Source organism: Actinocatenispora rupis (assembly GCF_016861975.1).
GTDB lineage: Bacteria > Actinomycetota > Actinomycetes > Mycobacteriales > Micromonosporaceae > Actinocatenispora > Actinocatenispora rupis.
Genome location: NZ_BOMB01000004.1, coordinates 29050 through 55040 on the forward strand (window position 1 = coordinate 29050; position 25991 = coordinate 55040).

Annotated in this window: 27 protein-coding genes; 14 read left to right on the forward strand and 13 right to left on the reverse strand. The window is 75.2% G+C overall.

Annotated elements, in window-relative coordinates:
- Positions 1-3: 3 nt before the first annotated feature.
- Positions 4-507, reverse strand: coding sequence for a 2'-5' RNA ligase family protein (locus Aru02nite_RS03890; protein ID WP_203654943.1), 504 nt, complete (start codon positions 505-507; stop codon positions 4-6).
- Positions 508-572: 65 nt separating this feature from the next.
- The gene (locus Aru02nite_RS03895) at positions 573-2534 is read right to left on the reverse strand and encodes a potassium transporter Kup (protein WP_203654945.1); all 1962 of its coding nucleotides are present in this window, start codon (positions 2532-2534) and stop codon (positions 573-575) included.
- A 236-nt stretch (positions 2535-2770) separates the two neighbouring features.
- On the opposite strand from Aru02nite_RS03895, the gene Aru02nite_RS03900 reads away from it, so the two are divergent.
- The 3 genes from Aru02nite_RS03900 to Aru02nite_RS37115 all read left to right on the forward strand — a co-directional run bounded on the left by Aru02nite_RS03900 (position 2771) and on the right by Aru02nite_RS37115 (position 6204).
- Positions 2771-3379, forward strand: a complete 609-nt coding sequence (locus tag Aru02nite_RS03900) for a dihydrofolate reductase family protein (RefSeq protein ID WP_203654947.1) — start codon at positions 2771-2773, stop codon at positions 3377-3379.
- A 57-nt stretch (positions 3380-3436) separates the two neighbouring features.
- Positions 3437-4066 (forward strand): class I SAM-dependent methyltransferase, encoded by a 630-nt coding sequence (locus Aru02nite_RS03905; RefSeq protein WP_203654949.1) that lies wholly within the window; start codon positions 3437-3439, stop codon positions 4064-4066.
- Between the two features lie 101 nt (positions 4067-4167).
- Complete coding sequence (locus Aru02nite_RS37115) at positions 4168-6204, forward strand: Hsp70 family protein (RefSeq protein WP_203654951.1); 2037 nt, start codon at positions 4168-4170, stop codon at positions 6202-6204.
- Positions 6205-6269: 65 nt separating this feature from the next.
- Here the strand turns inward: Aru02nite_RS37115 and Aru02nite_RS03915 are convergent, their stop codons facing one another.
- Together Aru02nite_RS03915 and Aru02nite_RS03920 are read right to left on the reverse strand one after the other, a co-directional pair.
- On the reverse strand, positions 6270-7307 hold the full coding sequence (locus tag Aru02nite_RS03915; RefSeq protein WP_203654953.1) for a Gfo/Idh/MocA family protein: 1038 nt from the start codon (positions 7305-7307) through the stop codon (positions 6270-6272).
- Positions 7304-8044, reverse strand: coding sequence for a ThuA domain-containing protein (locus tag Aru02nite_RS03920; protein WP_203654955.1), 741 nt, complete (start codon positions 8042-8044; stop codon positions 7304-7306). Before Aru02nite_RS03920 ends, Aru02nite_RS03915 begins: the two co-directional genes overlap by 4 nt.
- A gap of 274 nt (positions 8045-8318) precedes the next feature.
- Between Aru02nite_RS03920 and Aru02nite_RS03925 the strand changes: the two genes are divergently transcribed.
- Together Aru02nite_RS03925 and Aru02nite_RS03930 are read left to right on the forward strand one after the other, a co-directional pair.
- A complete protein-coding gene (locus Aru02nite_RS03925; protein WP_203654956.1) occupies positions 8319-9368 on the forward strand; it encodes a substrate-binding domain-containing protein in 1050 nt (349 codons plus the stop codon).
- Positions 9369-9375: 7 nt separating this feature from the next.
- A complete protein-coding gene (locus Aru02nite_RS03930) occupies positions 9376-9663 on the forward strand; it encodes a hypothetical protein (RefSeq protein WP_203654957.1) in 288 nt (95 codons plus the stop codon).
- A 260-nt stretch (positions 9664-9923) separates the two neighbouring features.
- On the opposite strand, the gene Aru02nite_RS03935 is transcribed toward Aru02nite_RS03930, so the two are convergent.
- The 3 genes from Aru02nite_RS03935 to Aru02nite_RS03945 form a co-directional block, all read right to left on the reverse strand.
- The gene (locus Aru02nite_RS03935; RefSeq protein ID WP_203654958.1) at positions 9924-10850 is read right to left on the reverse strand and encodes a dihydrodipicolinate synthase family protein; all 927 of its coding nucleotides are present in this window, start codon (positions 10848-10850) and stop codon (positions 9924-9926) included.
- 158 nt (positions 10851-11008) lie between these two features.
- Positions 11009-12298, reverse strand: a complete 1290-nt coding sequence (locus tag Aru02nite_RS03940) for an FtsX-like permease family protein (RefSeq protein WP_203654959.1) — start codon at positions 12296-12298, stop codon at positions 11009-11011.
- Complete coding sequence (locus tag Aru02nite_RS03945; protein ID WP_239076385.1) at positions 12298-13080, reverse strand: ABC transporter ATP-binding protein; 783 nt, start codon at positions 13078-13080, stop codon at positions 12298-12300. Before Aru02nite_RS03945 ends, Aru02nite_RS03940 begins: the two co-directional genes overlap by 1 nt.
- Before the next feature lie 143 nt (positions 13081-13223).
- Here Aru02nite_RS03945 and Aru02nite_RS03950 point away from each other — a divergent pair, with 143 nt between their 5' ends.
- A complete protein-coding gene (locus Aru02nite_RS03950; protein ID WP_203654961.1) occupies positions 13224-14039 on the forward strand; it encodes a TetR/AcrR family transcriptional regulator C-terminal domain-containing protein in 816 nt (271 codons plus the stop codon).
- A 9-nt stretch (positions 14040-14048) separates the two neighbouring features.
- Here Aru02nite_RS03950 and Aru02nite_RS03955 read toward each other — a convergent pair whose 3' ends face one another.
- Together Aru02nite_RS03955 and Aru02nite_RS03960 are read right to left on the reverse strand one after the other, a co-directional pair.
- Complete coding sequence (locus Aru02nite_RS03955) at positions 14049-14963, reverse strand: RNA polymerase sigma-70 factor (RefSeq protein WP_203654963.1); 915 nt, start codon at positions 14961-14963, stop codon at positions 14049-14051.
- Positions 14960-16153, reverse strand: a complete 1194-nt coding sequence (locus Aru02nite_RS03960) for an NAD(P)/FAD-dependent oxidoreductase (protein ID WP_203654965.1) — start codon at positions 16151-16153, stop codon at positions 14960-14962. The genes Aru02nite_RS03955 and Aru02nite_RS03960 overlap by 4 nt, the downstream gene beginning before the upstream one ends.
- 142 nt (positions 16154-16295) lie before the next feature.
- On the opposite strand from Aru02nite_RS03960, the gene Aru02nite_RS03965 reads away from it, so the two are divergent.
- From Aru02nite_RS03965 to Aru02nite_RS03980, 4 genes are all read left to right on the forward strand, one after another.
- Entirely contained in the window at positions 16296-16865 is a 570-nt protein-coding gene (locus Aru02nite_RS03965) for a dihydrofolate reductase family protein (protein ID WP_203654967.1), read from the forward strand.
- A 42-nt stretch (positions 16866-16907) separates the two neighbouring features.
- Complete coding sequence (locus tag Aru02nite_RS03970; protein ID WP_203654969.1) at positions 16908-17810, forward strand: aminoglycoside phosphotransferase family protein; 903 nt, start codon at positions 16908-16910, stop codon at positions 17808-17810.
- Between the two features lie 123 nt (positions 17811-17933).
- The gene (locus Aru02nite_RS03975; RefSeq protein WP_239076387.1) at positions 17934-18317 is read left to right on the forward strand and encodes a VOC family protein; all 384 of its coding nucleotides are present in this window, start codon (positions 17934-17936) and stop codon (positions 18315-18317) included.
- Positions 18310-18633, forward strand: coding sequence for a hypothetical protein (locus Aru02nite_RS03980; RefSeq protein WP_203654971.1), 324 nt, complete (start codon positions 18310-18312; stop codon positions 18631-18633). The genes Aru02nite_RS03975 and Aru02nite_RS03980 overlap by 8 nt, the downstream gene beginning before the upstream one ends.
- A gap of 266 nt (positions 18634-18899) precedes the next feature.
- On the opposite strand, the gene Aru02nite_RS03985 is transcribed toward Aru02nite_RS03980, so the two are convergent.
- Entirely contained in the window at positions 18900-19373 is a 474-nt protein-coding gene (locus Aru02nite_RS03985; protein ID WP_203654973.1) for a nitroreductase/quinone reductase family protein, read from the reverse strand.
- A gap of 61 nt (positions 19374-19434) precedes the next feature.
- Between Aru02nite_RS03985 and Aru02nite_RS03990 the strand changes: the two genes are divergently transcribed.
- Together Aru02nite_RS03990 and Aru02nite_RS03995 are read left to right on the forward strand one after the other, a co-directional pair.
- The gene (locus Aru02nite_RS03990) at positions 19435-19965 is read left to right on the forward strand and encodes a TetR/AcrR family transcriptional regulator (RefSeq protein WP_203654975.1); all 531 of its coding nucleotides are present in this window, start codon (positions 19435-19437) and stop codon (positions 19963-19965) included.
- A gap of 97 nt (positions 19966-20062) precedes the next feature.
- Positions 20063-20632 carry a 3'-5' exonuclease gene (locus Aru02nite_RS03995; RefSeq protein ID WP_203654977.1) on the forward strand — a complete coding sequence of 190 codons (570 nt, stop codon included), beginning with the start codon at positions 20063-20065 and terminating at the stop codon, positions 20630-20632.
- 58 nt (positions 20633-20690) lie between these two features.
- Here the strand turns inward: Aru02nite_RS03995 and Aru02nite_RS04000 are convergent, their stop codons facing one another.
- The gene (locus tag Aru02nite_RS04000) at positions 20691-21248 is read right to left on the reverse strand and encodes a YciI family protein (RefSeq protein WP_203654978.1); all 558 of its coding nucleotides are present in this window, start codon (positions 21246-21248) and stop codon (positions 20691-20693) included.
- 79 nt (positions 21249-21327) lie between these two features.
- Positions 21328-22311 (reverse strand): NAD(P)H-dependent flavin oxidoreductase, encoded by a 984-nt coding sequence (locus Aru02nite_RS04005; RefSeq protein WP_203654979.1) that lies wholly within the window; start codon positions 22309-22311, stop codon positions 21328-21330.
- A 108-nt stretch (positions 22312-22419) separates the two neighbouring features.
- Between Aru02nite_RS04005 and Aru02nite_RS04010 the strand changes: the two genes are divergently transcribed.
- Positions 22420-22800: a winged helix-turn-helix transcriptional regulator gene (locus Aru02nite_RS04010; RefSeq protein ID WP_203654980.1), complete on the forward strand. Its 381-nt coding sequence runs from the start codon at positions 22420-22422 to the stop codon at positions 22798-22800.
- A 19-nt stretch (positions 22801-22819) separates the two neighbouring features.
- A complete protein-coding gene (locus Aru02nite_RS04015) occupies positions 22820-23602 on the forward strand; it encodes a nucleotidyltransferase domain-containing protein (protein WP_203654981.1) in 783 nt (260 codons plus the stop codon).
- A gap of 48 nt (positions 23603-23650) precedes the next feature.
- Here Aru02nite_RS04015 and Aru02nite_RS04020 read toward each other — a convergent pair whose 3' ends face one another.
- A complete protein-coding gene (locus tag Aru02nite_RS04020; RefSeq protein WP_203654982.1) occupies positions 23651-25978 on the reverse strand; it encodes an alpha/beta hydrolase in 2328 nt (775 codons plus the stop codon).
- Positions 25979-25991 lie beyond the last annotated feature (13 nt).

The following is a 25991-nucleotide window of genomic DNA, read 5'->3' on the forward strand; positions in this document are numbered from 1 at the left end:
CCGTCAGCGGGCGCCGAGCGGTACGTCGAGGCGGGGGCGCCAGCCCTGGTCGGTGAGTTCGACGACGAGCAGGGCGGTGGCGGCGGCCCGCACCGGCAGCAGCGGCCGTACGCCGGCGGTGACGCGGTCGAGTTCGGTGGCGGTGCCGCCCATCGCGAGGGTGAGGTGGGCGGCGGGTCGCGGACCGAACCGCCCACCGTACGGCGGGGTCCGCGGCCACCGGTCGGCCGCCGCGTCCACGACCGGTTGCAGCGCCGGTACGGGCACGGCGGCGAACCCGGGCGCGGTCACCGTCTCCGTCAGGTCCAGCCCGACCGGCCCGTACCCGGCGGCGAGTTCGCGCACCGCGTCCGCCGCCTCCGCCACCGGTACGAACGGGTAGAGCACGGTGACGTGTGCGCCGACGCCGGGACGTACCCGGTCGGGGGCGATGCGGCGGGCGGCGTCGAGCAGCGGGTCGGCCGCCGGCAGCATGACCACCAGCGCGGTACGGCCGGTGTCGCCCATGCTCTCCCCCGATCGGTTGCCTGGCCGCACGATAGCCGCCCGAGGGTCGGTCGCCTCGACCGGCGTCACAGCTCGACCTGCGAGCCGAGGATGACCGTCCGTTCCCGCGGCAGCTTGAAGTGCTCCGCCGCGTCCGCGGTGAGGTGCGAGGTGGCGATGAACAGCCGCTTGCGCCACGGCGCCATCGTCGGCGCCGGGCCGCGCCGGATCTCCATCTTCGACAGGAAGTACGTGGCCCGGTCGAGTTCGAGCCAGCCCTCCGTACGGGCCGGGTCGAGGGTGGCGAGCACCGCCGGCACGTCCGGCGCCTCCATGTACCCGAAGCGGGCGGTGACCTGGATGATGCCGTCGTCGTCGTACCCGAGGTCGGCGACGGCGATGCGCTCGGCGGCGGGCACCCGCGGCGTCGGTTCGGTGGTGAGCGACAGGATCACCACGTGCTCGTGCAACACGTGGTTGTACTCGACGTTCGCGCGCATCGCGAGCGGCGTGGCGCGGGCGCCGCGGTTGAGGAACACGGCGGTACCGGGCACCCGGACGGTCGGCAGCCGATGGCGGCGTACCTGCTCGACGAAGGTGCGCAGGGAGCCCTCGCGGCGCTGCCGTTCGGCGGTGACGACCGCGCGGCCCCGCTGCCACGTCACCATCACCGTGAACGCGCTGACCGCGATGAGCAGCGGCAGCCAGGCGCCGTGGGTCAGCTTCGTCAGGTTCGCCGCCAGGAACAGCAGGTCCACCACGAGCAGTACGGACGCGCCGGCGGCGATCAGCCACACCGGCGTACGCCAGCGTTTGCGGGCGATGTAGAAGAACAGCAGCGTGGTGATCGTGATCGTGCCGGTCACCGCCACCCCGTACGCGAAGGCCAGCGCCGCCGAGCTGCGGAACGCGAACACCAGCGTGAGGACGGAGACCAGCAGCAGCCAGTTCACCCACGGCACGTAGATCTGGCCGAACCGCTGCGCGGACGTGTGCGCGACCCGCAGCCGCGGCAGGTACCCGAGGCGCGCGGCCTGCGCGGCCACCGAGTACGCGCCGGTGATGACGGCCTGCGCGGCGATGACGGTGGCCGCGGTCGCCAGGAGTACCAGGGGAAGGCGGCCCCAGCCGGGCGCGAGCAGGAAGAACGGGCTGTGCACGTTGTGCGGGTCGGCGAGGATCAGCGCGCCCTGGCCCATGTAGCTGGCCAGGCACGCCGGGAACACCAGGAACAGCCAGGACCGGGTGATCGCGGGCCGGCCGAAGTGCCCCATGTCCGCGTACAGCGCCTCGGCGCCGGTCACCGCCAGTACCACCGCGGCCAGCGAGAAGAACGCCACCCCGAAGTGCCCCACCAGGAACCCCACCGCGTACGTCGGGGACAGCGCGCGGAGGATCTCCGGCCGGCGCGTGATCCCCACCAGCCCGAGCGTCCCGATGGCCACGAACCAGGCGATCATCACCGGCCCGAACACCCGGCCCACCGCACCCGTGCCGCGCCGCTGTACCAGGAACAGCACCAGGATGATCACCGCCGTGACCGGCACGACCAGCTCGCCCAGCGACGGCTCGACGACCTTCAACCCCTCCACGGCGGAGAGTACGGAGATCGCCGGGGTGATCATGCTGTCGCCGACGAACAGCGACGCGCCGAAGATGCCGAGCCCGGCGAGCAGCATCGCGGCCCGGCGACCCGGCCCGGCTCCCCACCGGCGTACGAGGGTGATCAGGGCCATGATGCCGCCCTCGCCGTCGTTGTCCGCGCGCATCGCCAGCAGCACGTACGTCACGGTGACGATCACCGTCACCGACCAGAACACCAGCGACACCACCCCGTACACGTCGCCGGTGGTGAGCGGGACCGGATGCGGGTCCGTCGGGTCGAACACCGTCTGGAGCGTGTAGATCGGGCTCGTACCGATGTCGCCGAACACCACGCCCAGCGCGCCCACCGCCAGCGCCAGCCGCGCGGTGCCCGTCGGCTTCGGTACCGGACGTGCCCGACCGGGCGGTCCGTCCGGTGCCGCGGAGCCCTGCTGGTCGGACACGACAGCCCCCTTCCGCGGGGTCTCCGGCCCGGTCCGGTACCGCCGGCCCCCGGCGAACGCCACTGCCCACAGGATCGCGGACGCCGGCCCCGCCCGCCGCCGATCGGCGAGATCATCGCCGTACGGCCCGGGTACCGCGCTGCCGCGGAAACGCGGGCGGTGGAGCGGTGAGTTCGGCGCGCCCGCGTCGTCCAATCCAGTACCAGAGGATCCGGCACACCCGAGGAGCACGCGCCATGCGCACGATCACCGCAGGACTGTTCATCTCCGTCGACGGCGTCGTCGAGGACCCGCAGGACTGGCACTTCCCGTACTTCAACGACGAGATGGCCCGCGCGGTCGACAGCCAGATCGGCTCGGCGGACACGCTGCTGCTCGGCCGTACCACGTTCGACGGTTTCGCCGCGGCGTGGCCGGACCGGGAACTTGCCGGCGGCCCGGACGCCGGCATGGCCAAGAGCCTCGGCGACGCCCGCAAGATCGTCGTCACCACCCGGGACCTCGACACCACCTGGCGCAACTCCGAGCGGCTCGTCGGCGACCTCGTCCCGGCCGTCACCGCGCTCAAGGACTCGGCGGGCGGCACCATCGCCATGAGCGGCTCCGTCTCCGTGGTACGCCAGCTCCTCACCGCCGGCCTGCTCGATGAGCTCCACCTGCTCGTCCACCCGGTCGTCCGGTACAAGGGGCTGCGGTTGTTCGAGCACGGCGACGCGCCGCTGCCGCTGACGTTGCGGTCGTCGACCGCGTTCGAGACCGGCGTCGTGCACCTCGTGTACGGCCCGGACACCGCGCCGCCGGCCGGCACGTACGAGGACGCGAAGCAGTTCCTCGGCGACGAGTGACCGCGACGTGGGGGTGTCAACGGGTGTCGGACCGGACACGCTCTAGTGTCGTCGGCCGTGACCGACACCGCCCCGCGCGCCGCCGCGACCGCAGACGCCTACGACGCCATCGCCACCCTGTACGCCGAGCTGCCGCGTGACCAGCTGCCGCTGGAGCGGGCGCTGTTCGACGCGTACGCCGAGCACGTACGGGCCGGTGCGGCCGGGCCGGTGGCGGAGCTGGGCTGCGGTCCGGGCCCGATCACCCGGCAGCTGACGGACCTGGGCCTCGACGCGTACGGCGTGGACCTGTCGCCGGTGATGGTCGACCTCGCCCGCGCCGCGTACCCGGAGCTGCGGTTCGAGGTGGGGTCGATGGACGCGCTGGACCTGCCGGACGGCGCGCTGCGCGGCATCGTCTCCTGGTACTCGATCATCCACGCCACCCCGCAGGAGCTGCCGTCGTACCTGGCGGAGTTCGCGCGGGTGCTGGCGACCGGCGGGCACCTGCTGCTGGGGTTCTTCGAGGCGGAGGGCGGGCCGGTCGCCGCGTTCGACCACAAGGTGACGACGGCTTACCGGTGGCCGGTGGACGAGCTGGCCGCGCTCGCCGCCGACGCCGGTTTCGTCGAGCTCGGCCGGATGCTGCGCGAGCCGGGCGAGGGCGAACGATTCCGCCGCGGCCACCTGCTGATGCGCCGCGCCTGACGGGACTGGTTCTCGTACCCCGTTACCGGCGCGGCGGCGTGCCGGGCGCCGCCGGCGGGACGGGTCGCGGCCCGCTTGCCGCAGGCGGATACGTTCCTGTGGTGACGGCATGGGCGATGGCGATCGACTTCGGAACCTCCAACACGGTGGCGGTGCTGCGCCGCGACGACGGCCCGGCCGACCCGCTGCTGTTCGACGGCACGCCGCTGCTGCCGTCGGCGGTGTTCGCCCAGGCCGACGGGAGCCTGCTGACCGGCCGGGACGCGCTGCACTCCCGCCGGGTCGCGCCGGAACGGTTCGAGCCGAACCCGAAGCTGCGCGTCGACGACGGCACCGTACTGCTCGGCGCTGAGGTGCCGGTCGGTGCGCTGTTCACCGCGGTCCTCCGCCGGGTGGCGGACGAGGCACGCCGGGTCGCCGACGGTCCGGTACGGCACGTGGTGCTGACCCATCCGGCCGGCTGGGGCCCGCGCCGCCGCGCCGTACTGACCGGGGCCGCCGAGCAGGCCGGGCTCGGTTCACCCACGCTGCTGCCCGAACCGGTCGCCGCCGCGCGCCGCCTCACCGGTCCCACCGACACCCCCACCGTCGTGTACGACTTCGGCGGCGGCACGTTCGACGCGTCCGTCGTCGCCGGCACCCGGGTCCTCGCCGCCGACGGGCTCCCCGACACCGGCGGGCTGGACGTCGACGCCGCGCTCATCGCGTACCTGGAGGCGACGTACCGGCAGCGGGATCCGGCGGCGTGGGACCGGCTCCGCGACGGGACCACGGCGGCGGACCGGCGCGCCTGGTGGCAGTTCACCGAGGACGTCCGCGTCGCCAAGGAGATGCTGTCCCGCACCGCGCAGACCTTCGTGCACGTCCCGCTGATCGGGGTGGACGCGCCGATCGGCCGGGAACAGGTGGAGGCGATCGCCGCACCGCTCGTCGCCCGTACGGTCGCGGCGACGCGGGCGGTGCTCACCGCCGCCGGCCTCGCCGTACCGCCGCCGGGGCCGCTGCTGCTGGTCGGCGGCGCGAGCCGGATGCCGTTGGTGGCACGGATGATCCACCGGCGGCTGCGGACGGCGCCGACCGCGGTCGAGCAGCCGGAACTCGTCGTCGCGCAGGGCGCCCTGCTCGCCGCCGTCGACACGCCCCCGGCGCCGTCCCCCGTGGACGTGCCGGCCACGGTCGGCGCCGGCGCTCCCCCGGCGGTCGACTCGCCGGTCCCGCTGCCCGACGTGGCAGCGCCGGCCGCCGATCCGCCACTCGCCCCCGGCCCCACCCCGCCGGTCGACGCGCCCACCGACCACAGCGGATCCCTTGGTACGCCAGCGATCCCGGCCGGTACGGCGACCTTCGGAGCGGACCCGCCGGCCGGTGGCACGCCGGAGATCGGCCCGGGCTCCGGTGGCCAGCCCGGCGTCGGGCCCGGCTTCGGGGGTGCCGCGCCGGGGACGGGCCCCGGGTTCGGCAACAGTCCAACCGGCGCCGGGCCGGGCTTCGGGGGTGCCGCGCCGCACACGGGTCCGGGCTCCGGGGACGGCGCTGGCCCGACGCCGGCCGGGGACCGGGCGACAGCGCGGGGACTGCGGACGGCGTGGATCCTGCTGGCCGTCTCGCCGGTCGCCAGCACCGTACTGTGGGTGCTGATCGGCGCCGGCGTGGGGCCGGGCACGGTACCGGTCCCCGTCGCCGTCACGGTCGCCGCCGTACTCGCCCTGGCGGTCGCGGTGACGGTCGCGGTGGCCACCCGCTGGGCCGCCCGGTACGCCACGCTCCTCGCGGGGGTCGGCGTGTGGGCGCTGGCGTGGCTGACCGGGTTGGCGCCGGGGATGCCGGTCATCGCCCCGATCGGCGCGGGGATCGGCACCGTCCTGGTGGCCGGCGCGGCGACGCTGCTCGGCCGGTACCTGCCCGCGCGGCTCGCCGCGGGGGCCCCGTACCGGCCGGCGCTGGTGACCGCGGGCACGGCGCTGCTGACCGTGCTCGGCACGGTCGCCGTCACCGCCGCGGGACTGCTCCTCGCCTCGCTGCCGAACGAGATCCCCGGGATGACGCTCGGCGCCGCCATCTTCGTACCGACCGCCGCCGGGACCGCCGGCGCCCTCGCCATCCTGTACCGCGGCGCCCGCCCCACCACCCGCGCCTGACCCAGGACGGCGGTACGTGCGCCCGGCCGTACGGCGCGGACCGTACGGCCGGAGCCGGTGGTACGTCAGGCGACCGGTACGCGGGTGCCGGTGGCGGCGGACTCGACGGCGGCGTGGCACATGGCGAGGCTGCGAAGGTTGTCGTGGCACTCCCCCTGCGGTGTCGCCCCGGTACGCAGGGCCGCGACGAACTCGCGGAGCGCCGCGGCCAGCCCGTGGAACCGGCCCTCGGGCGTACCGCCCGGATCCGGTGCGGTGGCGGTGATCCGGGCGCCGGGTGCGGGTTCGGCGCGCGGGGCGGTCTCGCCGTCCCAGGCCGCGGTGCCGTGCGCGCCGACGGTACGCCAGGATCCGGTCCAGGAGGTCTGGAAGCCGTCGGCGCACCAGCTGCCGTTGAGCACGAACCGCAGCCCGCCGGTCATCTCGAACACCGCGTTCGCCGCGGCGGCGCCGGGAAACCAGCTGAACCGCGGGTTGTACGACTCGCAGTACACGGAGACGGGGTCGGTGCCGGTGATGGCGCGGGCGCCGTCGAAGAGGTGGATGGCCATGTCGAGCAGCAGCGGCTGGTCGAGGGTGAACAGGAAGTGGTCGGGGCCGACGTGGTGGCCGAGGTAGAAGTCGCAGGAGACGCTGGCGAGTTCGCCGAGCCGGCCCACGGTGTCGCGGTAGGCGACCAGCGCGGGCAGGTACCGGCGGTTCTGGCTGACCATGAACAGCACACCGGCCCGGTCGGCGGCGGCCACCATCTCGCGTGCCTGCGCCATGGTCGGCGCCATCGGCTTCTCGCTGAGCACCGGTACGCCGTGCTCCAGCGCGGTGACGGTCACCTCCCGGTGCGCCAGCGGTGCGGTCACGTTGACGACGAAGTCGGGCGCCTCGGCGTCGAGCATCGCGGCGAGCGACGGCCCGGTCGGCAGCCCGGTGACACCCAGCCGGGCGGCGCCGTCGACCGCGCGCCGCTCGTCGAGGTCCACCCAGCCGGCCAGTTCGGTGTCGGCGGAGGCGAGGAGTTCCTTGGCCCAGAACGGCCCCAGCCCGCCGGCGCCGACGAGTACGCCGCGCAGCGGAGCCGTTCCGGGTACGAGCGCCCACCCGCTCATCGCGCCGCCTCCCCGTCGTACCAGTGCAGCGGCGCGTGCCGGTTGCGCGGCGCCGCACCGGTACCGCCGGCCGGCGCCGCCCAGCGCACCGCGTTCGCGATGACGCGCTGCACGTCGGGATGGTGGTAGATCGGGTACTCCTGGTCGCCGGGGCTGAAGTAGAAGATGCGGCCGGCGCCGCGGGTGAAGCAGCAGCCGCTGCGGAACACCTCGCCGCCGGCGAACGAGCTGATGAACACGAGCTCGTCGGGTTGCGGGATGTCGAAGTGCTCGCCGTACATCTCGTGCGCGGGCAGCCGCAGCGGGTGCGGGACGCCGGCGGCGATCGGGTGCGCGGGGTCGACCGTCCACAGCAGTTCGGTCTCGCCGTCGTTGCGCCACCGCAACGTGCACGAGGTACCCATCAGCGCGCGGAAGATCTTGGAGTAGTGCGCGGAGTGCAGCGCGACCAGGCCCATGCCGGCGAGTACGCGGTCGTGGACGCGGGCGACGACGGCGTCGTCCACCTCGTCGTGCGCGGCGTGGCCCCACCAGGTGAGGACGTCGGTGTCGGCGAGGACGTCGGCGGTCAGGCCGTGTTCGGGTTCCTGGAGGGTGGCCGTGCGGACGTGGTGGCCGGGGCCGAGCCGGTCGGCGAGCGCGGCGGCGACGGCGCCGTGCATGCCGTCGGGATAGCGCTCCCGTACCGGCCTGTCGCGGTGTTCGTGGACGTTCTCGCCCCACACGGTGACGCGCATCTGATCACCTCGTTGTCTCGGAGCAGCCGGGCTGACGACGGTGTTCGCGGGGCACGCTATTTTATCGTTAAACCGGTGTCGAGCCCCCGGCCGCCGTTAGAGGTCCTGACGGAAAGGCGTCGGATGGCTGGCGAGGCTCAGGGCGGGGCTGCCAAGGCGGAGGTGCAGTCGCATACCGGTGTTGTATGCGACTGCACCGACAACGTCGGCAGCGTCGTCCTGAGCCCGCCAGGCGCCGACAGTCCTTTCTGTCAGGACCTCTTAGGCTCGCCACATGACGACGCGACGACCGACCCTGGCGACCGTGGCCGAGCGGGTCGGCGTCACCGCGATGACCGTCTCCAACGCGTACAACCGGCCCGGGAAGCTGTCCGCCGAGCTGCGCGAGCGGATCCTCGACGCGGCACGCGATCTCGGCTACCCGGGGCCGCACCCGGTGGCCCGGTCGCTCCGCCAGGGAAGTACCGGCGCGGTGGGTGTCGTCCTCGGCGAGAGCCTGTCGTACGCGTTCGAGGACCCGGGCGCGGTCGCGTTCCTCGGCGGTGTCGCGGAGTCCTGCACCGCGGCCGGTCGCAACCTGCTGCTGCTCGCCACGCGCACCCCCGCCGCCGACGCCGTCGCCGTGGTACGCGACGCCGCGGTCGACGCGTTCATCCTGTGGTCGACCCCGCGCGGGCACCCGTTGCTGTCCGCGGTGGCCGACCGCGCGCTGCCGTACGTGGTGCACGGGAGTCCGCGGCTCGCCGGCGTGCCGTACGTGGGAATCGACAACCGGGCCGCCGCCCGCGCGCTCGCCGCGCACGTCCTCGCCGGCGGGTACAGGCGACTCGCGGTGATCAGCTTCCCGCTGGGGCTGCGGCGGCGCGACCGGCTGCTGACCGGCGTGCCGCCGCGCCGCCCGGCGTACCAGGTGAGCGCCGACCGGCTCGCCGGCTACGCGGACGCCGCCACCGCCGCGGGCCTCGATCCCGCCCGCATCCCCGTGTACGAGGTGGCCCGCAACGACCGCGCGCACGGCCGGGACGCCGCCGCCGCGCTGCTCGCCACCCGGCCGCGGCCGACCGCGATCCTCGCCATGAGCGACGAACTCGCGCTCGGCGCGCTCGCCCACCTGGCCGACGCGGGCCGCGGCGTACCGGCGGATCTGGCCGTGGCCGGGTGGGACGGCACCGCGGGCAGCCGTACCGCCGGGTTGACGACCGTCGGCCAGTCGCTGCACGCGCAGGGCCGCGACTGCGCGCACCTGGTCCTCTCCCCCGGCGCGATGGTGCCCCCCGCCGACTGGACCCTCCTGGTACGCGGGTCGACGGCGCCGCGGCGATGATGGGGGGATGGAGCGAGGGCTGGTGGAGGTCGCCGACGAACTGGCGCGGATCGTCCGGTCCGGGCCGCAGGACCTGACCTGGCAGCGGCAGTACGAGACGGTCGGGCAGCTCGTCGACGACCTGCGCGACCACGCGGACCGGTTGCGCTCCGGCGACGGCAGCCGGCTGCCCGAGCTGCGGTACCTGCTGCTGCCGACCGGTCCGCTGAACGAGATCGCGATCAGCAGCGGCTGGGCCGGGCGGTACGTGACGCTCGCCAACCGCTTCGACGCGCTGTACCCCGGCCCGGGGTGACCACGGCCGGTCCGGCGGTGGGCAACGGCCGGAGAGCCGCGGAAACGCCGACCGGGCAAGGGAACGGGGCCACTGCGGCACGCGCGCCGACCCCCGCGGTCGGTTGCCCGGGGAACGACCTCGCCGCGCTGGTCGACGACCTGACCGCCCATCCGTCCGCGCGATCCGCGGCCCGCCCGGTGCCCCCATACCAGCCCCGAACCCTTGCAGGACAACGGGTCCACACCAGGCGCCGCGTGTACCAGGTCGGCGGGACGGTGTCAGGCGAACAGTTCGGGCAGCATCCGGTACGCGTCGGCGCGCGCCGGACCGACCGCCGATGCCGGCGCGGACGACGCCGGCCAGCGCAGCGTCAGGCCGATGTCCGCCCAGTCCCCCACCACCGCGAGGAACTTGTCCAGCGCCGGGTTCGACAGCCCGCGTGCCTGCAAGGGCGCCACGTGCCGGGCGAAGAACGCGGCGATGCGCCGTTCCACGTCGACCGCCGCGGCCGGATCGCTGTCCATCAGCCGGTACCAGGCGGCGGCGCCGCGCGGGGACAGCGCCGCGATGTTGGAGTAGCTGCCGTGCGCGCCGCGGGCCCGGCCGCTCGCCAGCAGATGCCCGGGAACGAACACCGACAGCCGGGGCGCGGCGCGCGCGACCGCGGCGTACCAGGTGTCGTCGCCGCCGGCGGTCTTGAGCCCGACCAGCCCGGGTACCTCGGCGGCGGCGCGCCCGAGCAGCTCCGGCCGTACCGGGGTCTTGGCGTGCGGCGGGTTGTACAGCACGACCGGCACGTCGCCGGCGGCGTCCGCGGCGCCGGCGAGGAACCGGACGACCTCGTCGTCGTTGAGCGGCACCCAGTCGGGCAGGATCACCTGGATCGCGCCGGGACGCAGCGCGGCGGCCCGCCGCACCCGGCTCAGCATCACCGGTGTCGCCGGATGCGACGCCCCGATCTGGTACGGCACGCCCGCGTCCGCGCACCGCGCCGCGAACACCTCGTTGACCCGGTCGTACTCGGGCTCGTCGAGGGTGTGGAACTCACCCGCGGTGCCGTGCGCGTACAGGCCGTGCAGGTCGGTGGCGAGCAGCGTGTCGAGCTGGGCGGCGAGCCGGGCCTCGTCGATCGCGCCGCCGGCGCCGATCGGCAGCAGCAGCGTGCCCCACACCCCGGTGATGCGTGCGGCGGTCAGCGGTTCCATGGTGTCCGTCCTCCCGGTACCGGTGTCGCTCGCGCGAGGCTACCGCCCGCGGCGCGGGGTGGACGTGCTGGCCGGGCCGGCGGCGATCCCGGAGGATGACGTGCACCCTCCGCCGGACCCGACCGGTCCACTGTGGACAGATCGGGTTCGGTGGAGCGTCAGGCCGCGGCGCGGGTGAGGCGGGCGGCCGTACCGACGGCGATGCCGGTGGTGACCGCGACGGTGCCGGCCGCGACGCCGAGCCAGATCCAGGGCCCGCCGGCCGGCAGCGGCGCCCCGGTCCGCACGATGCTGAACGGCACGACCATGACGAGTACGGCGACGGTGCCGAGCAGGACGGCGACCAGCGCGGTCACCGCGGACTCGGCGCCGACCATCCGCAGGAGCTGGGCGCGGGTGGCGCCGATCCGGTGCAGCAGCACGAACTCCGCGTTCCGGTGCCGGGTCGCGGCGACCAGCGCGTTGCCCGCGGCGATCAGCGCGAACCCGGTGATCATCACGACGACCAGGTAGTTCACCGGCGCGATGCGGGCGGCGTCGGTGTCGACCACGTGCCGGCCGTCCTCGGTGCGCTGCATGGCGAGCGTGCCCGCGGCGATGCCGACCAGCAGTACCAGCGGGCCGACCACCGCGGCGGTCGCGGCGGCCCGGACGGACATCGAGCGCACCCCGAGGCGTACCGCGCCGCCGGTGACCGCGGCGAGCGCCCGTACCGCGCCGGCGGCGGCGGGCGCCAGCAGTGCGAGCCCGATCGCCGCCGCCACCCCGCCGGGCCCGGCCGTACTCGACAGCAGCGGCCCGTTCGGCATGAACAGCGTCGTCACCCCCAACCCCACCCCCAGCCCGAGGAGTACGGCACCGGCGGCGGCGCGGGGGCGGCCGAGGTGCGCGCCGGCCGGGGCGTCGTCGGCACCGGCGAGCGCCCGTACCGGGGGGATCCGGGCCGCGCGGCGGCTGGCGAGTACGGCGGCGACGGCTGCGGCGACCAGGGCGGCACCGGTCCCGGCCGCGACGCTCCACCCGCCGGTACGGGCGGCGACGGGGCCGACCGCGCCGAACCCGACGAGCGCGGCGAGCACCCCGCGGCCGACCAGCAACCCGGGCAGTACGGCGGGGAGCGCGACGAGCAGCACCTCGGTGACGAGTGCCGCGCGTACCTGGGCCGGGGTGGCGGCGACCGTCCGCAGCAGCGCGGTCTCCCGGTCGCGCTGCCGGATCGACAGCGCCACCGTCGACACGATCCCGTACGTGACGATGGCGAGCGTCCAGCCGCCGAGGATCAGCGGCAGCAGGACGAGGGTGCGCCGGTCCGGGCCGTTGGTGTGCAGCCCGGTCTCCAGTACGGCGCCGAACGCGGTCAGCAGCGCGGTGCCGGCGAGCACCACCACCGCCGACGACAGGTACGACAGCGCGCGGGCACGTACGCTCCGGAACGCGAGGCGCAGCATCAGCGCCCACCGCCCAGCGTGGCCAGGCGCGCGGCGACGGTTCCGGCGTCCGGGCGTACGACGGTGTCGACGGGGCGGCCGTCGGCGAAGAACACGACGGCGTCCGCGCGGGCCGCGGCGACCGGGTCGTGCGTCACCATCACGATCGTCTGCCCGGTACGGAACACGGTGTCGCGCAACAGGTCCAGTACCTCGCGGGCGGCGCGGGTGTCGAGCGCGCCGGTCGGTTCGTCGGCGAAGACGACCGCCGGCCGGGTCAGGACGGCGCGGGCGATGGCGACGCGCTGCTGCTGGCCGCCGGACAGCTGGGCCGGGCGGTGGTCGAGCCGGTCACCGAGGCCGAGCCGGTCGAGCAGGCGTACCACGGCGGTCCGGTCGGGGCGGCGGCCGGCGAGCTCGAACGGCAGCACCACGTTCTGCACGACGGTCAGCGTCGGTACGAGGTTGAACGCCTGGAACACGAACCCCATCCGGTCGCGGCGGAACCGGGTCAGCGCCGTCTCGTCGAGCCCGGTCAGCTCCGTACCGTCGACGAGGACGGTGCCGGCGGTCGGCCGGTCGAGGCCGGCGGCGCAGTGCAGCAGGCTGCTCTTGCCGGAGCCGGACGGGCCCATCACGGCGGTGAAGCTGCCGCGCGGGAACGCGAGCGTGACGGCGTCGAGGGCGGTCACGGTGGCGCCGGCCGTGCCGTACCGCCGGGTGACCTGGCGGAGTTCGACGGCCGGTCCGGACCGGTCGTGGATCGTGGTGGGATGCGGCCCGGCGTGCGCTGTACGAGTCATGTCGTACACCGTATGCATGCGCCGTGTCGAAAACAGCGGAGCGTTCCCCCGCAAGAAGAGTAGGGGTACCCCCAGGGTCGGTCGCGGCGATCCCGGCTAGCCTTTCGTCACGGAACCGTTCCGCCGTGACGAAAGGAGGGCCGATGCCGACCTGCGAGCAGTGCCACCGCCGGCTCGACACCGCCACCCGCGGCCGCCCCCGCCGGTACTGCTCGCGCGCGTGCCAGGCGCAGGCGTACCGGCGGCGGGTGGCGGAACGGCAGGTCGAGGCGGCGCCCGCGGACGAGCGCACGCTCAGCGTCGAGCGGATCGTCGCCGCCGCGGTCGCCCTCGCCGACGACGACGGCGTCGACAGCGTGTCCATGCGGCGCGTCGCGGCCCGGCTGGACGCCGGCGTCATGTCGCTCTACCGGTACGTGCCGGGCCGCGACGACCTGGTGGACCTGATGGTCGACACCCTGTTCGCCCGCGCGGCGCTGCCCGAGCCCGGACCCGACGGCTGGCGTGCCCGGCTCGAACTGTCCGCCCGGTACGAGTGGTCGATCTACGCCGAGCACCCGTGGGTGGCGTCGCTCGTCGCGTCCACCACGCGGCCGCCGATCGCCCCGCACCTCATGGCGTACACGGACTGGCGGATGCGGGCGGTGGCCGGCGAGACGGCCGACTTCCCCACCCTGATCAGCGTGGCCATCCTGGTCAGTACGTTCCTCCAGGGCGCGGCGCTCACCCTCGCGCAGGAGAACCGCGCGACCCGCGACACCGGGCTCGACCGGCGGCAGTGGCTGGCCCGCCGCCGCCCCGCCATCGACGCCGCCGTACGCGCGCACCACCTGCCGATGATCGCGCGCTTCGGCGCCGACTCGTACGCGGCGTCCGAGCCGGAGGCGGTGTTCGAGTTCGGCCTGGCGCGGATGCTGGACGGGATCGCCGCGCTGCTCGGCGGGCCGGCGACCCGCTGAGCGCCGCGCTCACCGGATGCCCAGGTCGTACTCGGTGCCGTCGGCGACCGCGTGCAGCTTGTCGGGGTTGGCGACGTTCATGATGCCGGTGACGTGGCCGTCGGCGTCGATGTCGAGGGTGATCGTGGCGATCACCCGGTCCGGCCCGCGGAACACCACCCCCGGCGTGCCGTTGATGTCGGTCCGTTCCGCGCGCATGTCCGCCGGCTCGACCCCCTGGTACGGCGCGGTGCCGAGGGCGGCGAACCAGCTGGCGACCGTCCTCGCGCCGACGATCGGGCGCAGCGCCTGGCGTACCTTGCCGCCGCCGTCGGTCCACAGCGTCACGTCCGGCGACAGCAGTTCCATCAGCGAGTTGACGTCGCCGCCGGTGGCCGCGGCGAAGAACCGGTCGGTCACCTCGCGCTGCTTCCGCCGGTCGGTGGCGAAGCGCGGCCGGCGCGCCCGTACGTGCCCGCGCGCGCGGTGCGCGGCCTGCCGTACGGCGGCCTCGGAGCGCTCGACCGCGGCGGCGATCTCCGGGTACCCCACGTCGAACACCTCGCGCAGCACGAACACCGCGCGTTCCAGCGGGCTCAGCGTCTCCAGGACGACCAGCATCGCCATCGACACCGACTCGGCGTCGGTGACCACGTCGGCGGTGTCCGGCGCGGTGAGTACCGGCTCGGGCAGCCACGGCCCCACGTACGTCTCGCGCCGGTGGCGGGCGGAGCGCAGCCGGGCGAGCGCGAGGTTCGACACGATCCGCGCCAGGTACGACTTGGGGTCGGCGACCCGCGAACGGTCCGCCGCCGACCAGTTGATCCACGCGTCCTGGACCACGTCCTCGGCGTCCGCCGCCGTCCCCAGCATCCGGTACGCCACGGCGAACAGCAGCCGCCGGTGCTCCTGGAACACCTGCTGGTCGGCCTCCGGCGCGGTCACCGCGCACCCCGCCGGGTGAAGCGCCCGCCGCGCGGCCAGATCGCGCCCGTCCCCGGCATCGCGCGCATCCGCCGGTACGTCGACCACGGCGACGCCGTCACCGCCTCCTTGTACCGCGCCGCGAGCCGGCCGGTGAGTACGAGGTGGCGGGGGGTGCCGTCGGGGTGGGTGAACTGCACGACGCCGTCGTGCCGGCCGACGCTGACCGGCGTGTGGTAGTAGCCGAAGCGGAAAGCCTTGGGGCGCCTGCCGTCCAGCGTCCGGACGACGGACAGCGCGGCGTGCACCCCGGTCGGCATCCCGCCCTGGCAGGTGCCGTGCATCGTCCCGTACGGCTGGCGGACGGCCGCGGCGTCGCCCACCGCGTACACGTCGTCGTGGGACACGGAACGCAGCGTCGCGTCGGTGACGATCCGGTCGTGCCCGTCGACGGCCAGGCCCGCGGCGGCGGCCAGCGGCGGCACCCGCGTCCCGCCGGCCCACAGCACCACGTCCGCGTCGACGGTCGACCCGTCGGCCAGTTCGACCGCGTCCGGCAGCACCTTCGCCATCGTCACCCCGCTCCGTACCTCGACGCCGAGCCTGGTCAGCGCCGCCCGCAGGTACGCCGCCGCCCGCGGCCGCATCGTCGCACCCGGCGCGTCCCGCCCCAGCAACAGGACCCGCAGCCCCGGGTACTGCTCGGCGATCTCGGCCGCCGACTCGACACCGGTCAGCCCGCTGCCGGCCACCACCACCGTGCCCGATCCCAGCCGCGCCAGCCGACCGGCCAGCGCGACCGCGTCGTCCACCCCGCTCAGCGTGTACGCGTGCTCGTCGGCGCCCGGCACCGCGCCGGTGTCCGCCACGCTGCCCAGCCCGTACACCAGGGTGTCGTACTCCAGGGTCCGGTGGTCGTCGATCCGTACCCGGTGGGTGTCCGCGTCGACCGCGGTCACCCAACCGCGGACGAACCGCACCCCGGTACCGCCCAGCAACTCCGGAATGTCCAGCTCCGCCACGTACTGCCGGGTCGCGGTCAGGTGCAGCCGCAGCCGCTCGGTGAACCGTCGCCGCGCGTTCACCAGCGTCACCTCGACGCCGGTACGCCGGCCGACGCGCGCGCCGAGCTGGACGGCCGCGGCCATACCGGCGTATCCGGCGCCGAGGATGACGATCCGGTGCACCGCCGGCGCGTGTCGTGTGGTCATGGTGTCGCCTCCCGAGTCGCTCAGGACCTGTCGACCACGGGATGCGCGGACCCCGCCGGGTTGTGACATCGGGCGATGAGTTCGGGTGCCGGGCGTCGTCTGAAGGGGCAGGAACCCGACGACCCACCGCAGGAGGCATCCCATGACCGCGGTCCGCACCCACATGACCATGTCGCTGGACGGCTACATCGCCACCGCGGACGACGGCATCGACCGCCTCTTCGACTGGTACGAGCAGGGTGACGTGGCGGTGCCGGGCTCCGGCCACACGTTCACCGTCGACGCGGCGAGCGCCGAGTTCCTCAGCGAGGTACTCGCCAGCAGCGGTGCGCTGATCGCCGGGCGGCGGCTGTTCGACATCGCGCGGGGCTGGGGCGACAACCACCCGTCCGGCGCGCCCGTCGTCGTGGTCACCCACCGCCCGCCGGACGACCCGGAACGCTGGCCGCGCACCACGTTCGTCGACGGCGTCGCCGAGGCGGTCGAGCGGGCCAGGACCATCGCCGGCGACCGGGACGTCGTCATCGCCAGCCCCACCATCATCCGGCAGGCCCTCGACCTCGGGCTCGTCGACGAGGTCTGCGTCAGCCTGGTACCGCTGCTGCTCGGCGGCGGCATCCCGTACTTCGCGCCCGGCCAGCACCACCTCCTCGGCGACCCGATCGTCGTACCCGGCCACCGCGCGACCCACCTGCGCTACCCCGTGCGCTGAAATCCGCTGGAACGCAGAGCCGGCGGCGGCCAGGATCCACGGGTGACCCTGCACGAGGACGAGGTACCCGCCGGCCCGGCGACCGTACGGGCGCTGCTGGCCGCGCAGTGCCCGCAGTGGGCCGACCTGCCGCTCGCCGCGGCCGGCGCCGGCACCGACAACACCATGTACCGGCTCGGCACCGACCTGCTCGTCCGGCTGCCGCGGACCGCCGGCACGGCGCGCTCGCTGCGTACCGAACAGGAGTGGCTGCCGCGGCTCGCTCCCCTGCTGCCGCACCGGATCCCCGCGCCGGTGCACCTCGGCACGCCCGCCGCCGGGTACCCGCTGCCGTGGTCGGTGCACCGCTGGCTGGACGGCGCCGAGGTCGGCCCCGACAGCGTCACCGACTGGGCCGCGCTCGGCACCGACCTCGCGACGTTCGTCCGCGACCTGCACGCCACCGACCTGATGGGCGCCACCCGCGCCGGCGACCTCAGCTGGTACCGCGGCGGCGACCTGCGGTCCTGCGACGACTGGATCACCGGCTGCCTGCGCGACTGCCGCGCCGTCGTCGGCGCCGACCTCGACCTCGACACCCTCACCCGGTACTGGCGCGCCGGGCTCGCGCAACCCGAGCCGGCCGGGCCGTACGGGTGGCTGCACGGTGACCTGAGACCCACCAACCTGCTGGCGCGCAACGGAAAGCTGTACGCCGTCATCGACTTCGGCTGCCTGTCCGTCGGCCTCCCCGACGCCGAGCACGCGCCCGTCTGGGACCTGCCCGCCGCGGCGCGCCACGCGTACCGGGACGCGCTGGACGTCCCCGACCCGACCTGGATCCGCGCCCGCGCCTGGGCCGTCGCCGTCGCCGCCAGCGGCATCGCGTACTACCGGGGCACGTTCCCGGCGTTCGTCGCCGAGTGCCGCGCCCGCCTCGGCCGCATCCTCGGCGACCCGTTCTGACGCATTGTCCCGCAACGGATCCCGCGTTTCGCGCCGGACGGACCCCGGCGTGGTGCGGCGGCGCGGCCGGTCGTCCGGGTACGGTCGGGTGGACAGCGGCGGCCGGACGGGAGCGGGTGCGGGATGCGATCACGAATGGGGGGCATGTGGTGGGGCGCGGCCGTCGAGGCACCCGACCCCGCCGCGCTGGCCCGGTTCTACGCCGCGCTGCTCGACTGGCCGATCGGCCACGAGGAGCCGGGCACCGCGATCCTCGTACCGCCGGAGGGGTCGGTCTACCTGGTGTTCCAGCAGGCCACCGACTACCGTCCGCCGGTGTGGCCGCCCGCCGACGGCGAGCAGCGCCCGATGATGCACCTCGACTTCCAGGTCGGTGACCTCGACTCGGCGGTCGCCGACGCGCTCGCGCTGGGCGCCACCCTGGCCGACGACCAACCCCAGGACACCGTCCGCGTACTCTTCGATCCGGCCGGCCACCCCTTCTGCCTCTGCCGCGACGATGGCTGATCGCGTGCCGCCCAACGGATCCGGGGTCCCCGACTGGTGGTGCGCGGTGGACGCGCCGGCGCCGGGGTGCACCGACCCGCCGCACCCCGCGTACGGGGCGGAACTCGCGGCCGAGGTGCATCCCGGGCATCCGCTGCACGGGGTCGACGTCACGGTGGTGGCGCACGCGCTCGGCTCGGACGACATCCTGTGCCGGCACGTCGCCGAGCCCGACCGGTACGCGGTGGTGCACCTGACGTGGAGCGGCCGGCCCGAGGTCGGGTCGTGCCCGACGGTCGACTGCGACGGGACGTGGGCCGACATCCGGGAGTACTGAGACGCGGTGGACGAGGCGCTGGACCAGGTACGCGCGGCGGAGTCGGCCGGGCTCCGCGCCCCCGTGACCGCCACCGGTACTCCGTCCCGCCCGGTCGTCGTCCGCCGCTGATCCCGCGCCGTCCGCCGCCGATCCGGGGTCGCGGTCGCCGATCCCGCACCGTCCGCCGCCGATCCGCGGCGTCGGCCGGACGGGAGGTCCACACGGGGAGGGGCGTCAGCTCGGGCGGGGCGTCAGCTCGAAAAGGGCGTCAGCTCGGGCGGGTGTCAGGCCGGTGTGCCCGTCCGCACGGGGCGGAACACCACGACGGCGACACCCCGGGCCAGGGCGCGCCGCAGGTCACCGGGTTCCGGCGTACCGTCGGCGGCGCGGCGGATGTGCGCGTACCGGCCGTGGACGGGGTTGTGCGCCAGGATGCGGCGGTAGAGCGGGACGCAGCGGTCGGGGTCGGTCACCTGGTCATGGTCGGCGGCGATGCGGCGCCGGGCGACGGTCACGGTGACGGGGCGGCCGGGTGGCAGGTTGCGGCGCCAGGTGCCCGCGGTGCCGACGAGCAACCGGTCGCCGTCCGGCGCGTACCCGACCGGGATGCGGTAGCGGCGGCCGCTGACCCGGCCCCGCACCTCGACCACGAGTACCCGGTGGCTGACGACGCGGTGCAGGACGGGTGTGGCGAGCACGGCGCGCATCAGCACGTTGAGGGCCGCCTGGCCCCGGCGCGCCCACGTACGGTCCACCATGACGCACTCCAATCAAGTGATTGATTGAGCCTACGCCCGACCACCGTGTACTGTCACCCCCGTGGAACGGCGGGACGAGATCGTACGCGCGGCGTACCGGTGCATCGGTCGGAACGGGTTGCCGGGGCTGCGGATGCGCGACGTGGCCGCCGAGGCCGGCGTCAACATCGCGACCGTGCACTACCACCTGACCGACAAGACGGCGCTGATCCGGGCGGTCGTCGAGCACGCGCACGACACGTTCCGCGAGGCGACCGCGCCGCCCGCGGACACCGCGCCCGACCGGCGCCTGCGGGTGCACCTGACCCGCGTGTTCGACGTGCTGCGGGCACGGCCCGAGCTGGGCCGCGTCCTCGCCGAGCTCGCCCTGCACGCCGAACGCGACACGGCGGTCGCCGCCATCGTCGCCGCCGCCGAACGACGCTGGCTCACCGCGCTGCGCGCCATGCTGCCGCCCGGCCCGGACGCCACCGCCCGCTGCCGGCTGCTGCTGCTCACCATCAAGGGCGCCTGCCTGCCGACCGCACCCCGCGCCGCCCGCGACGCCCGCCGCGCGCTGCTGCGCACCGTCGACCTCTGGTACCCGGGGTGAGCGGGGTGTTCCGGATCCCGTTGCACCGCAACGACTCTGCGGGCGTACGGCGGAAACCGGTGTACGGCGGGGCCGAGCGGGCCCTACCCTCGGCGGCATGAGCGCGCTGCTGAACGTCATCGACGTGGAGGCCACGTGCTGGGAGGGCCAGCCGCCGCCCGGTGCGGTGTCCGAGATCATCGAGATCGGGCTGACCGTCGTCGACGTGGCCGCGCGGCGCCGGGTGTCCCGGCACGGCATCCTCGTCCGCCCGGCGCGGTCCACCGTCAGCGACTTCTGCACCGAGCTGACCGGACTCACACAGTCCGAAGTGGACGGTGGCGTGTCGTTCGCCGATGCCTGCCGGATCCTGACCGGGGAGTACGCGGCGGGCACGCGGCCGTGGGCAAGCTGGGGCGAGTACGACCGGCGGCAGTTCGCGCGGCAGAGCCGGGCGGACGGCGTCGAGTACCCGTTCGGGCATCCGACGGAACGCCTGCACACCAACGCGAAGGCGGTCTTCGCCACGGCGTACGGGCTGCGGCGCAGGGCGGGCATGGCCGGGGCGCTGGACCTCGCCGGGCTGCCGCTGGAGGGGCGCCACCACCGCGGCGAGGACGACGCCTGGAACATCGCCGCGCTCGTCCTCGACCTGGTGGACCGCGGCGCCTGGCCCGCCACGACCTGAGCCGCGCGCGTCCATACGACCTGCGGCGGGCGCGCGGGATCGCCTGTGCGGCAACGGGTCAGGTCGGCCGGCCGCCGAACTCCCAGCGGTGCACCTCGACGTCGGCGTACGGGCCTGGCGCGGGCGCGGCACCGGCCACCAGCGCGCGGGCCGCGGTCGTGTCGACGGCGCGGACCAGCGCGGCGGTACCGAGCCAGGTCGTACCGTCGTCCGACAGCAGCGGCCCGTACGCGACCAGGTCGTCCCGGTCGGCCGGCGCCGCGGGTTCCGTCGCATGCCAGGCGCCGAGCCCGAGCACCAGGTACCCGCCGGCACGTCCCGGCACGTCCCACATGGTGTGCCCGAGTTCGTTGCGCCAGCGGCGAAGCAGCACGTCCCGGTACGCCCCGGCCTGGTAGTTCGGCTCGTCGAACGCGAAGGCGCGCGCCGCCGCCGGATCGGGCAGGTCGAGGACGTGCACGCTGCCGGTCAGCGTCTCCCCGTCGTCGCCGAACGTGGGCCCACGCGCGATCATCCGGTCCGCGAACCGGTCCATGTACGCGAGGTGCCGCTCGTTCAGCTCCTGGCGCAGCGCCAGGGATCCCGGCCGGTCGCGGTGGTAGCAGAAGAACTCCATGCCCCGATCCTGGCACCTGCCCCGATCCACCGCCCACCGGGTACGGGAACGGTCACGGTCGCCTTGCGGTGCAAGGGTCTCAGACGGGCCGGCCGAGGATGGCGGCCGCGTCGGCGGCGAGCGTACGGACGATCGTCGCGGCGGGCGCGATCTCGTGGACGAGCCCGGCGGCCTCGCCGGCGTACAGGGCCATCGCGTCGACGTCGCCGTCCATGCCGGGCATCGGCGGCTGGTCCTCGTACCGCAGGCAACGGCGGCCGTCCGGGGTGGTGGCGAGGACGTCGCCCTCCCCCGGCCGGTGCGGCGCCGCGGGAGCACCGGCCGCCTCCCACGACGCGAGGGTTTCGTTGCGCAGCACGCGATGCGGCGCATCCGGCCACCCCACCTCGAAGCACCCCGTGTACGCGGTGTCGTCGACGGACGCGTCGAGTACGCGGTGCCGGTAGGCGTCGTGGGTGGCGGCCTCGGTGGCGGTGAGGAACCGGGTGCCGATCCAGGCACCCTGCGCGCCGAGGGCCAGGACGGCGGCGAGGCCCCGCCCGTCGGCGACCCCGCCCGCCGCGAGCACGGGCGTCGGCCCGACCGCGTCCACGACGGCCGGTACGAGCGCCATCGTGGACGTGCGCCCGCGTACGTGCCCGCCGGCCTCGAAGCCCTGCGCGACGATCACGTCCACCCCGACCTCGGCCGCCCGTACCGCCTCCGCCACCGACCCGACCGTGTGTACGTGCCGGGCGCCGCCGCGGCGGATCGTGTCGTGCACGCCCGCCGGGTCACCCCAGAACGTCGACACCACCGGGACGCGTTCGCGCAGGCAGGCGTCGAGTACGTCGTGGATCGGGAAGTCCAGCACCAGGTTGGCGCCGAACGCCCGCCCGGTACGGGAACGCACGGCGCGGATCCGTTCGGTGGCACCGTCGGCGCCGCACCAGGTCAGGGCGAGGGTGCCGAGGCCGCCCGCGCCGGACACGGCGGCCACCAGGTCCGGCGTGACCGCCGAACCGATCGGCGCCTGGACGATCGGCACGCTGATGTCCAGCAGTGCGCGCAGCGGACGGTGCACGGGCCCTCCCCGGATCGCGAACGCTTCTGTTTTCGAAGCACCTCCCGGGCAGTCTGCAACCAGATCGACCACCCCGCAATGAACTGGCTCACCCCGGTACGGCCTAGCATGGCGGCGACGGGTACGTGGACGAAGGGGGTGGGGGCGGTGCAGGACGGCCCGCGCCCCGGCCGACCGGTACGCGGATCGGAGACGGGGCGGCCGCTGATGGCCGCACTCGACCTGTTCGGACGACGCTGGGCGCTGCGCGTGGTGTGGGAGCTACGGGACGGCGACCTCGGGTTCCGGCAGCTCCAGGCGCGCTGCGACGACATGTCGTCGAGCGTGCTGCGGCAACGACTCCGCGAACTCACCGCGGCCCGGCTGGTGCGCCAGCACGACGACGGCCGGTACGCGCTGACCGAGCTGGGCGCCGACGTCTACCGCTCGCTGCGCCCGCTGATCAGCTGGTCCCGGCGCTGGGCCGCCGAGCTGACCGACGACACCTGACGCGGAACGGGGTGCGGCGATGGCCACGCTGCCGGTGGACGGTCTGCTCCGGCGCGCCCGCGACTGGGCCGAGCGCGACGACCGCGTCGCGGCCCTGATCGTGCACGGCTCGGTCGCGCAGGGCCGCGCCGACGCCTGGTCCGACCTCGACCTCGTCGTCGTCGCCCGCCCCGGTGCGCGCGACGCGCTGTGGGCCGAGCACGCCGCGATCGCCGCGCGGATCCTCGACGGGGCACCGGCGTGGACGCAGCAGCCGACGTGGCAGCGGCCCTTCCGGTACCAGGCGTGGCGTGCCGACCTGGTCGAGCTGGACCTCACGCTGGACGAGGGCGACGCGGTCCCGTGGCGTTCGCTCGCGGTCGGGTTCGTCGCGCCGGTCGACCGTACCGGGGTCGCCGACCGCCTCCGCACCGCCCTCGCCGACCGGCCCCACGACGACGAACTCGACGTGCCGGCGATCCACGGCGGTACCTGGGTGTGGCTCAAGTGGCTCGCGGGACGGCTCCGGCACGGGCACTGCTGGTTCGTCCGGCACGGCCTCGACGACACCCTCAACACCCGGGTACTCCCCCTGCTCGGCGCCACGCCGTACGAGATGGAACGGGTGCTGGACGAGGCGGACCAGCGGCGGCTGCGCGCGGCGTACCCGGTGTCGACGGAGGCGACGGAGCTGGCGCGGGCCCTGCGCGCCACCGCCGAGCTGTACGACCTGGCGGTGGACCGCTGGGCCGAGCGCACCGGGGAGCAGCGTCCGGCCAGCCCGCTCGAACCCGCCATCCGCGCCCGGCTCGCCGACCTATGACCCCTCCCGCGCGGTGGCCGGGAAGCGTGACGGGGCAAGGGAAACAGGTCACCGTGCCGGGTGTACCTCGGGGAAGCGGTGCGGGTCGAGAGCGGGCGGCGGTCCGCCGCGCAGGACGTGCCGGGCGAAGGCGGTGACGTACGCGTCGGTGACGACCAGGCCGCGGTCGCCGTCGATCGGGCCGAGCTGGGCGAGCCCGTGCAGCGCGGACGGTACGTAGTAGGCGCCGTAGTCGGTGAAGTTGAAGTGTTCGGCACCGGCGATCTCGTACCGGAAGGCGGGGCCGGTACTCGCGGCGCGCAGGCTTCCGCTGGCGGCGGCGATCTCCCGGTGCACGGCGTCGGTGGGGTGGCAGGCGCCGGCGATGCAGTCGCCGGGAGTACCGAGGAGCAGCATCGGCGCGGCGAGCCCGGTGCGCACGACCGGGCCGTACGGGGTGCCGTCGAGGTCGGCGGCGCCGACGCAGCGCCGGTCCTCGTGGCATGCCTGGAGCGCGGCGGCCCCGCCGAACGAGTGCCCGACGTACGCGACGCGGCGGGCGTCGACGTGCCCGGCGAGCCGCCCGCCGACGCGTCGGATCCGGTCGGCCGCGAACCGCGCGTCGGCCGCCCACACCGCGAGAAGCCGCCCGTCGTTCAGCCGTTCCGGATCGGCCGGGTTGCCGGCCGCGGTCGGCGCCACCGGGTGTCCATTGAGGACGGTCCGGTTCGCGCTGTACGTCGGCGTCACGCCCGCGACCACGATCCCGTGGCTGGCCAGATCCTCGGCCAGCGCGCTGAACTGCGGCGCGGCCAGCCCCAGCCCGGGTTCCAGCACCACCAGGGGAAAGCGGCCGGCGGCGACCGGCGCGCCCGCCACCGAGTGCGTACGCAGGACGTCCAGCCGGTTCGCGAGGAGGCCGAAGCTCAGCATCCCCGCCCAGTGCCCCGGCGCGTACGGCGCGGGCCGCCCACCGGCCGCCGCCGGGTACCAGACCCAGACGGACAGTTCGCGGTGCCGGCCGGGGTGCGGCGCGAGCGGGTCGACGCGACCGGTGTCCGTCCAGTCGAAAGCCACCCGCCCCACCCGGTACGGCCCGGTCGGTGCCGGCAGGCTCCGCGGCAGCACGTGTCGTACGCCGAGGTAGCCGACGGTGCCGACGACGGCGAGCACGATCGCCAGCGGTACCGAGAGGAGGGCCTTCGCCGGCCAACGACGGCGCCGCCGCACACCCAGCAGCAGCACGGTGAGCAGCCCGGCGAGTACCGCGACCACCGCGACCAGCCGGCCGAGCCGCCCCCACGACGTGACCGGGTAGTCCAGCAGCGCACCCACCCCGGCCCGGAACGCCAGCGCCACCGGCACGCTCGCCACCATCGCGTACCCGGCGCAGGCCAGCGCGGACCGCCGGGCCGGCACCGGGCGGTCGTCGCGCCGCCGCAACACCCCCAGGTACGCGTTGATCGGCACCACCGCGGCCAGCAGGCACGCCGCGCCGATCGCGGTCCGCGCCACCGCCGCCGCGACCGGCTGTGCGCCCAGCCCGTCGCCCCGCGCCTCCGCGACCGTCATCCCCGCCGCCACCGCCAGGCTGCCGAGTACCGCGGTGGTGAGGCGGTGCCGGCGCAGTCCGTGCCGGCCGCCCACCACCACCCGCCGCACCCACGCCAGCGCACGCGCCAGCGCCCGCCCCGGCGTACCGCAGCGCGCGGTCACCCGCCCCACCCCGTCGAGTACGTCCTCGGCCCAGTCCGGCGCGGGGTTCCCGTGCTGCGGCAGGGATCCCGCCCGCTCCGCGACGGCGGCGCCACGACCGCGGGAGCCGGCAGGAACGGTCGCGACCGCGCGGCCGGGCACGGTACCGGATCCGTCCGGGTCGGCGTCGCGGTCCGGCGCGATGCCCTGGTTTCCTTGCTGCACCGAGGATCCCGTCCGGTCCCCGGCGGTGGCGCGGTGCAGGACGAGGGCGGTGGCCCCGGCGGTGGCGCGGTGCAGGACGAGGCCGGTGGCCCCGGCGGCGAGGGTGAGCACGGCGAGCGCCGCGACCAGCAGCCGGCCGGTACCGCCCCACAGGTCGGCGTGCGTGCGCAGGGCGACGGCGATCCAGTCGGCGACGGCGGTCGCGGCGACGAGGGCGAGCACCGCCCGACCGCCGCGGAGCAGGTCCCGGGGCGCGGGCCGCCCGGCGACGAGCCGTACCGCCAGGGCGAGGCCGAGCGCGGGGACGAGCAGTTGGGTGAACGAGACGACCACGTCGTACGGGTCGTCCTGCCAGGGGCTGTGTGCCCGCAGCGCCCGGATCTGGGTGGTACCGAACGCGAACGCGGTGAACAGCACCGCGCAGCCGACCGCCCACCACGCCGCCCGGCGTACGACCGGGGGTTGTTGCTCGCCCATGCGTGTCTCCTCG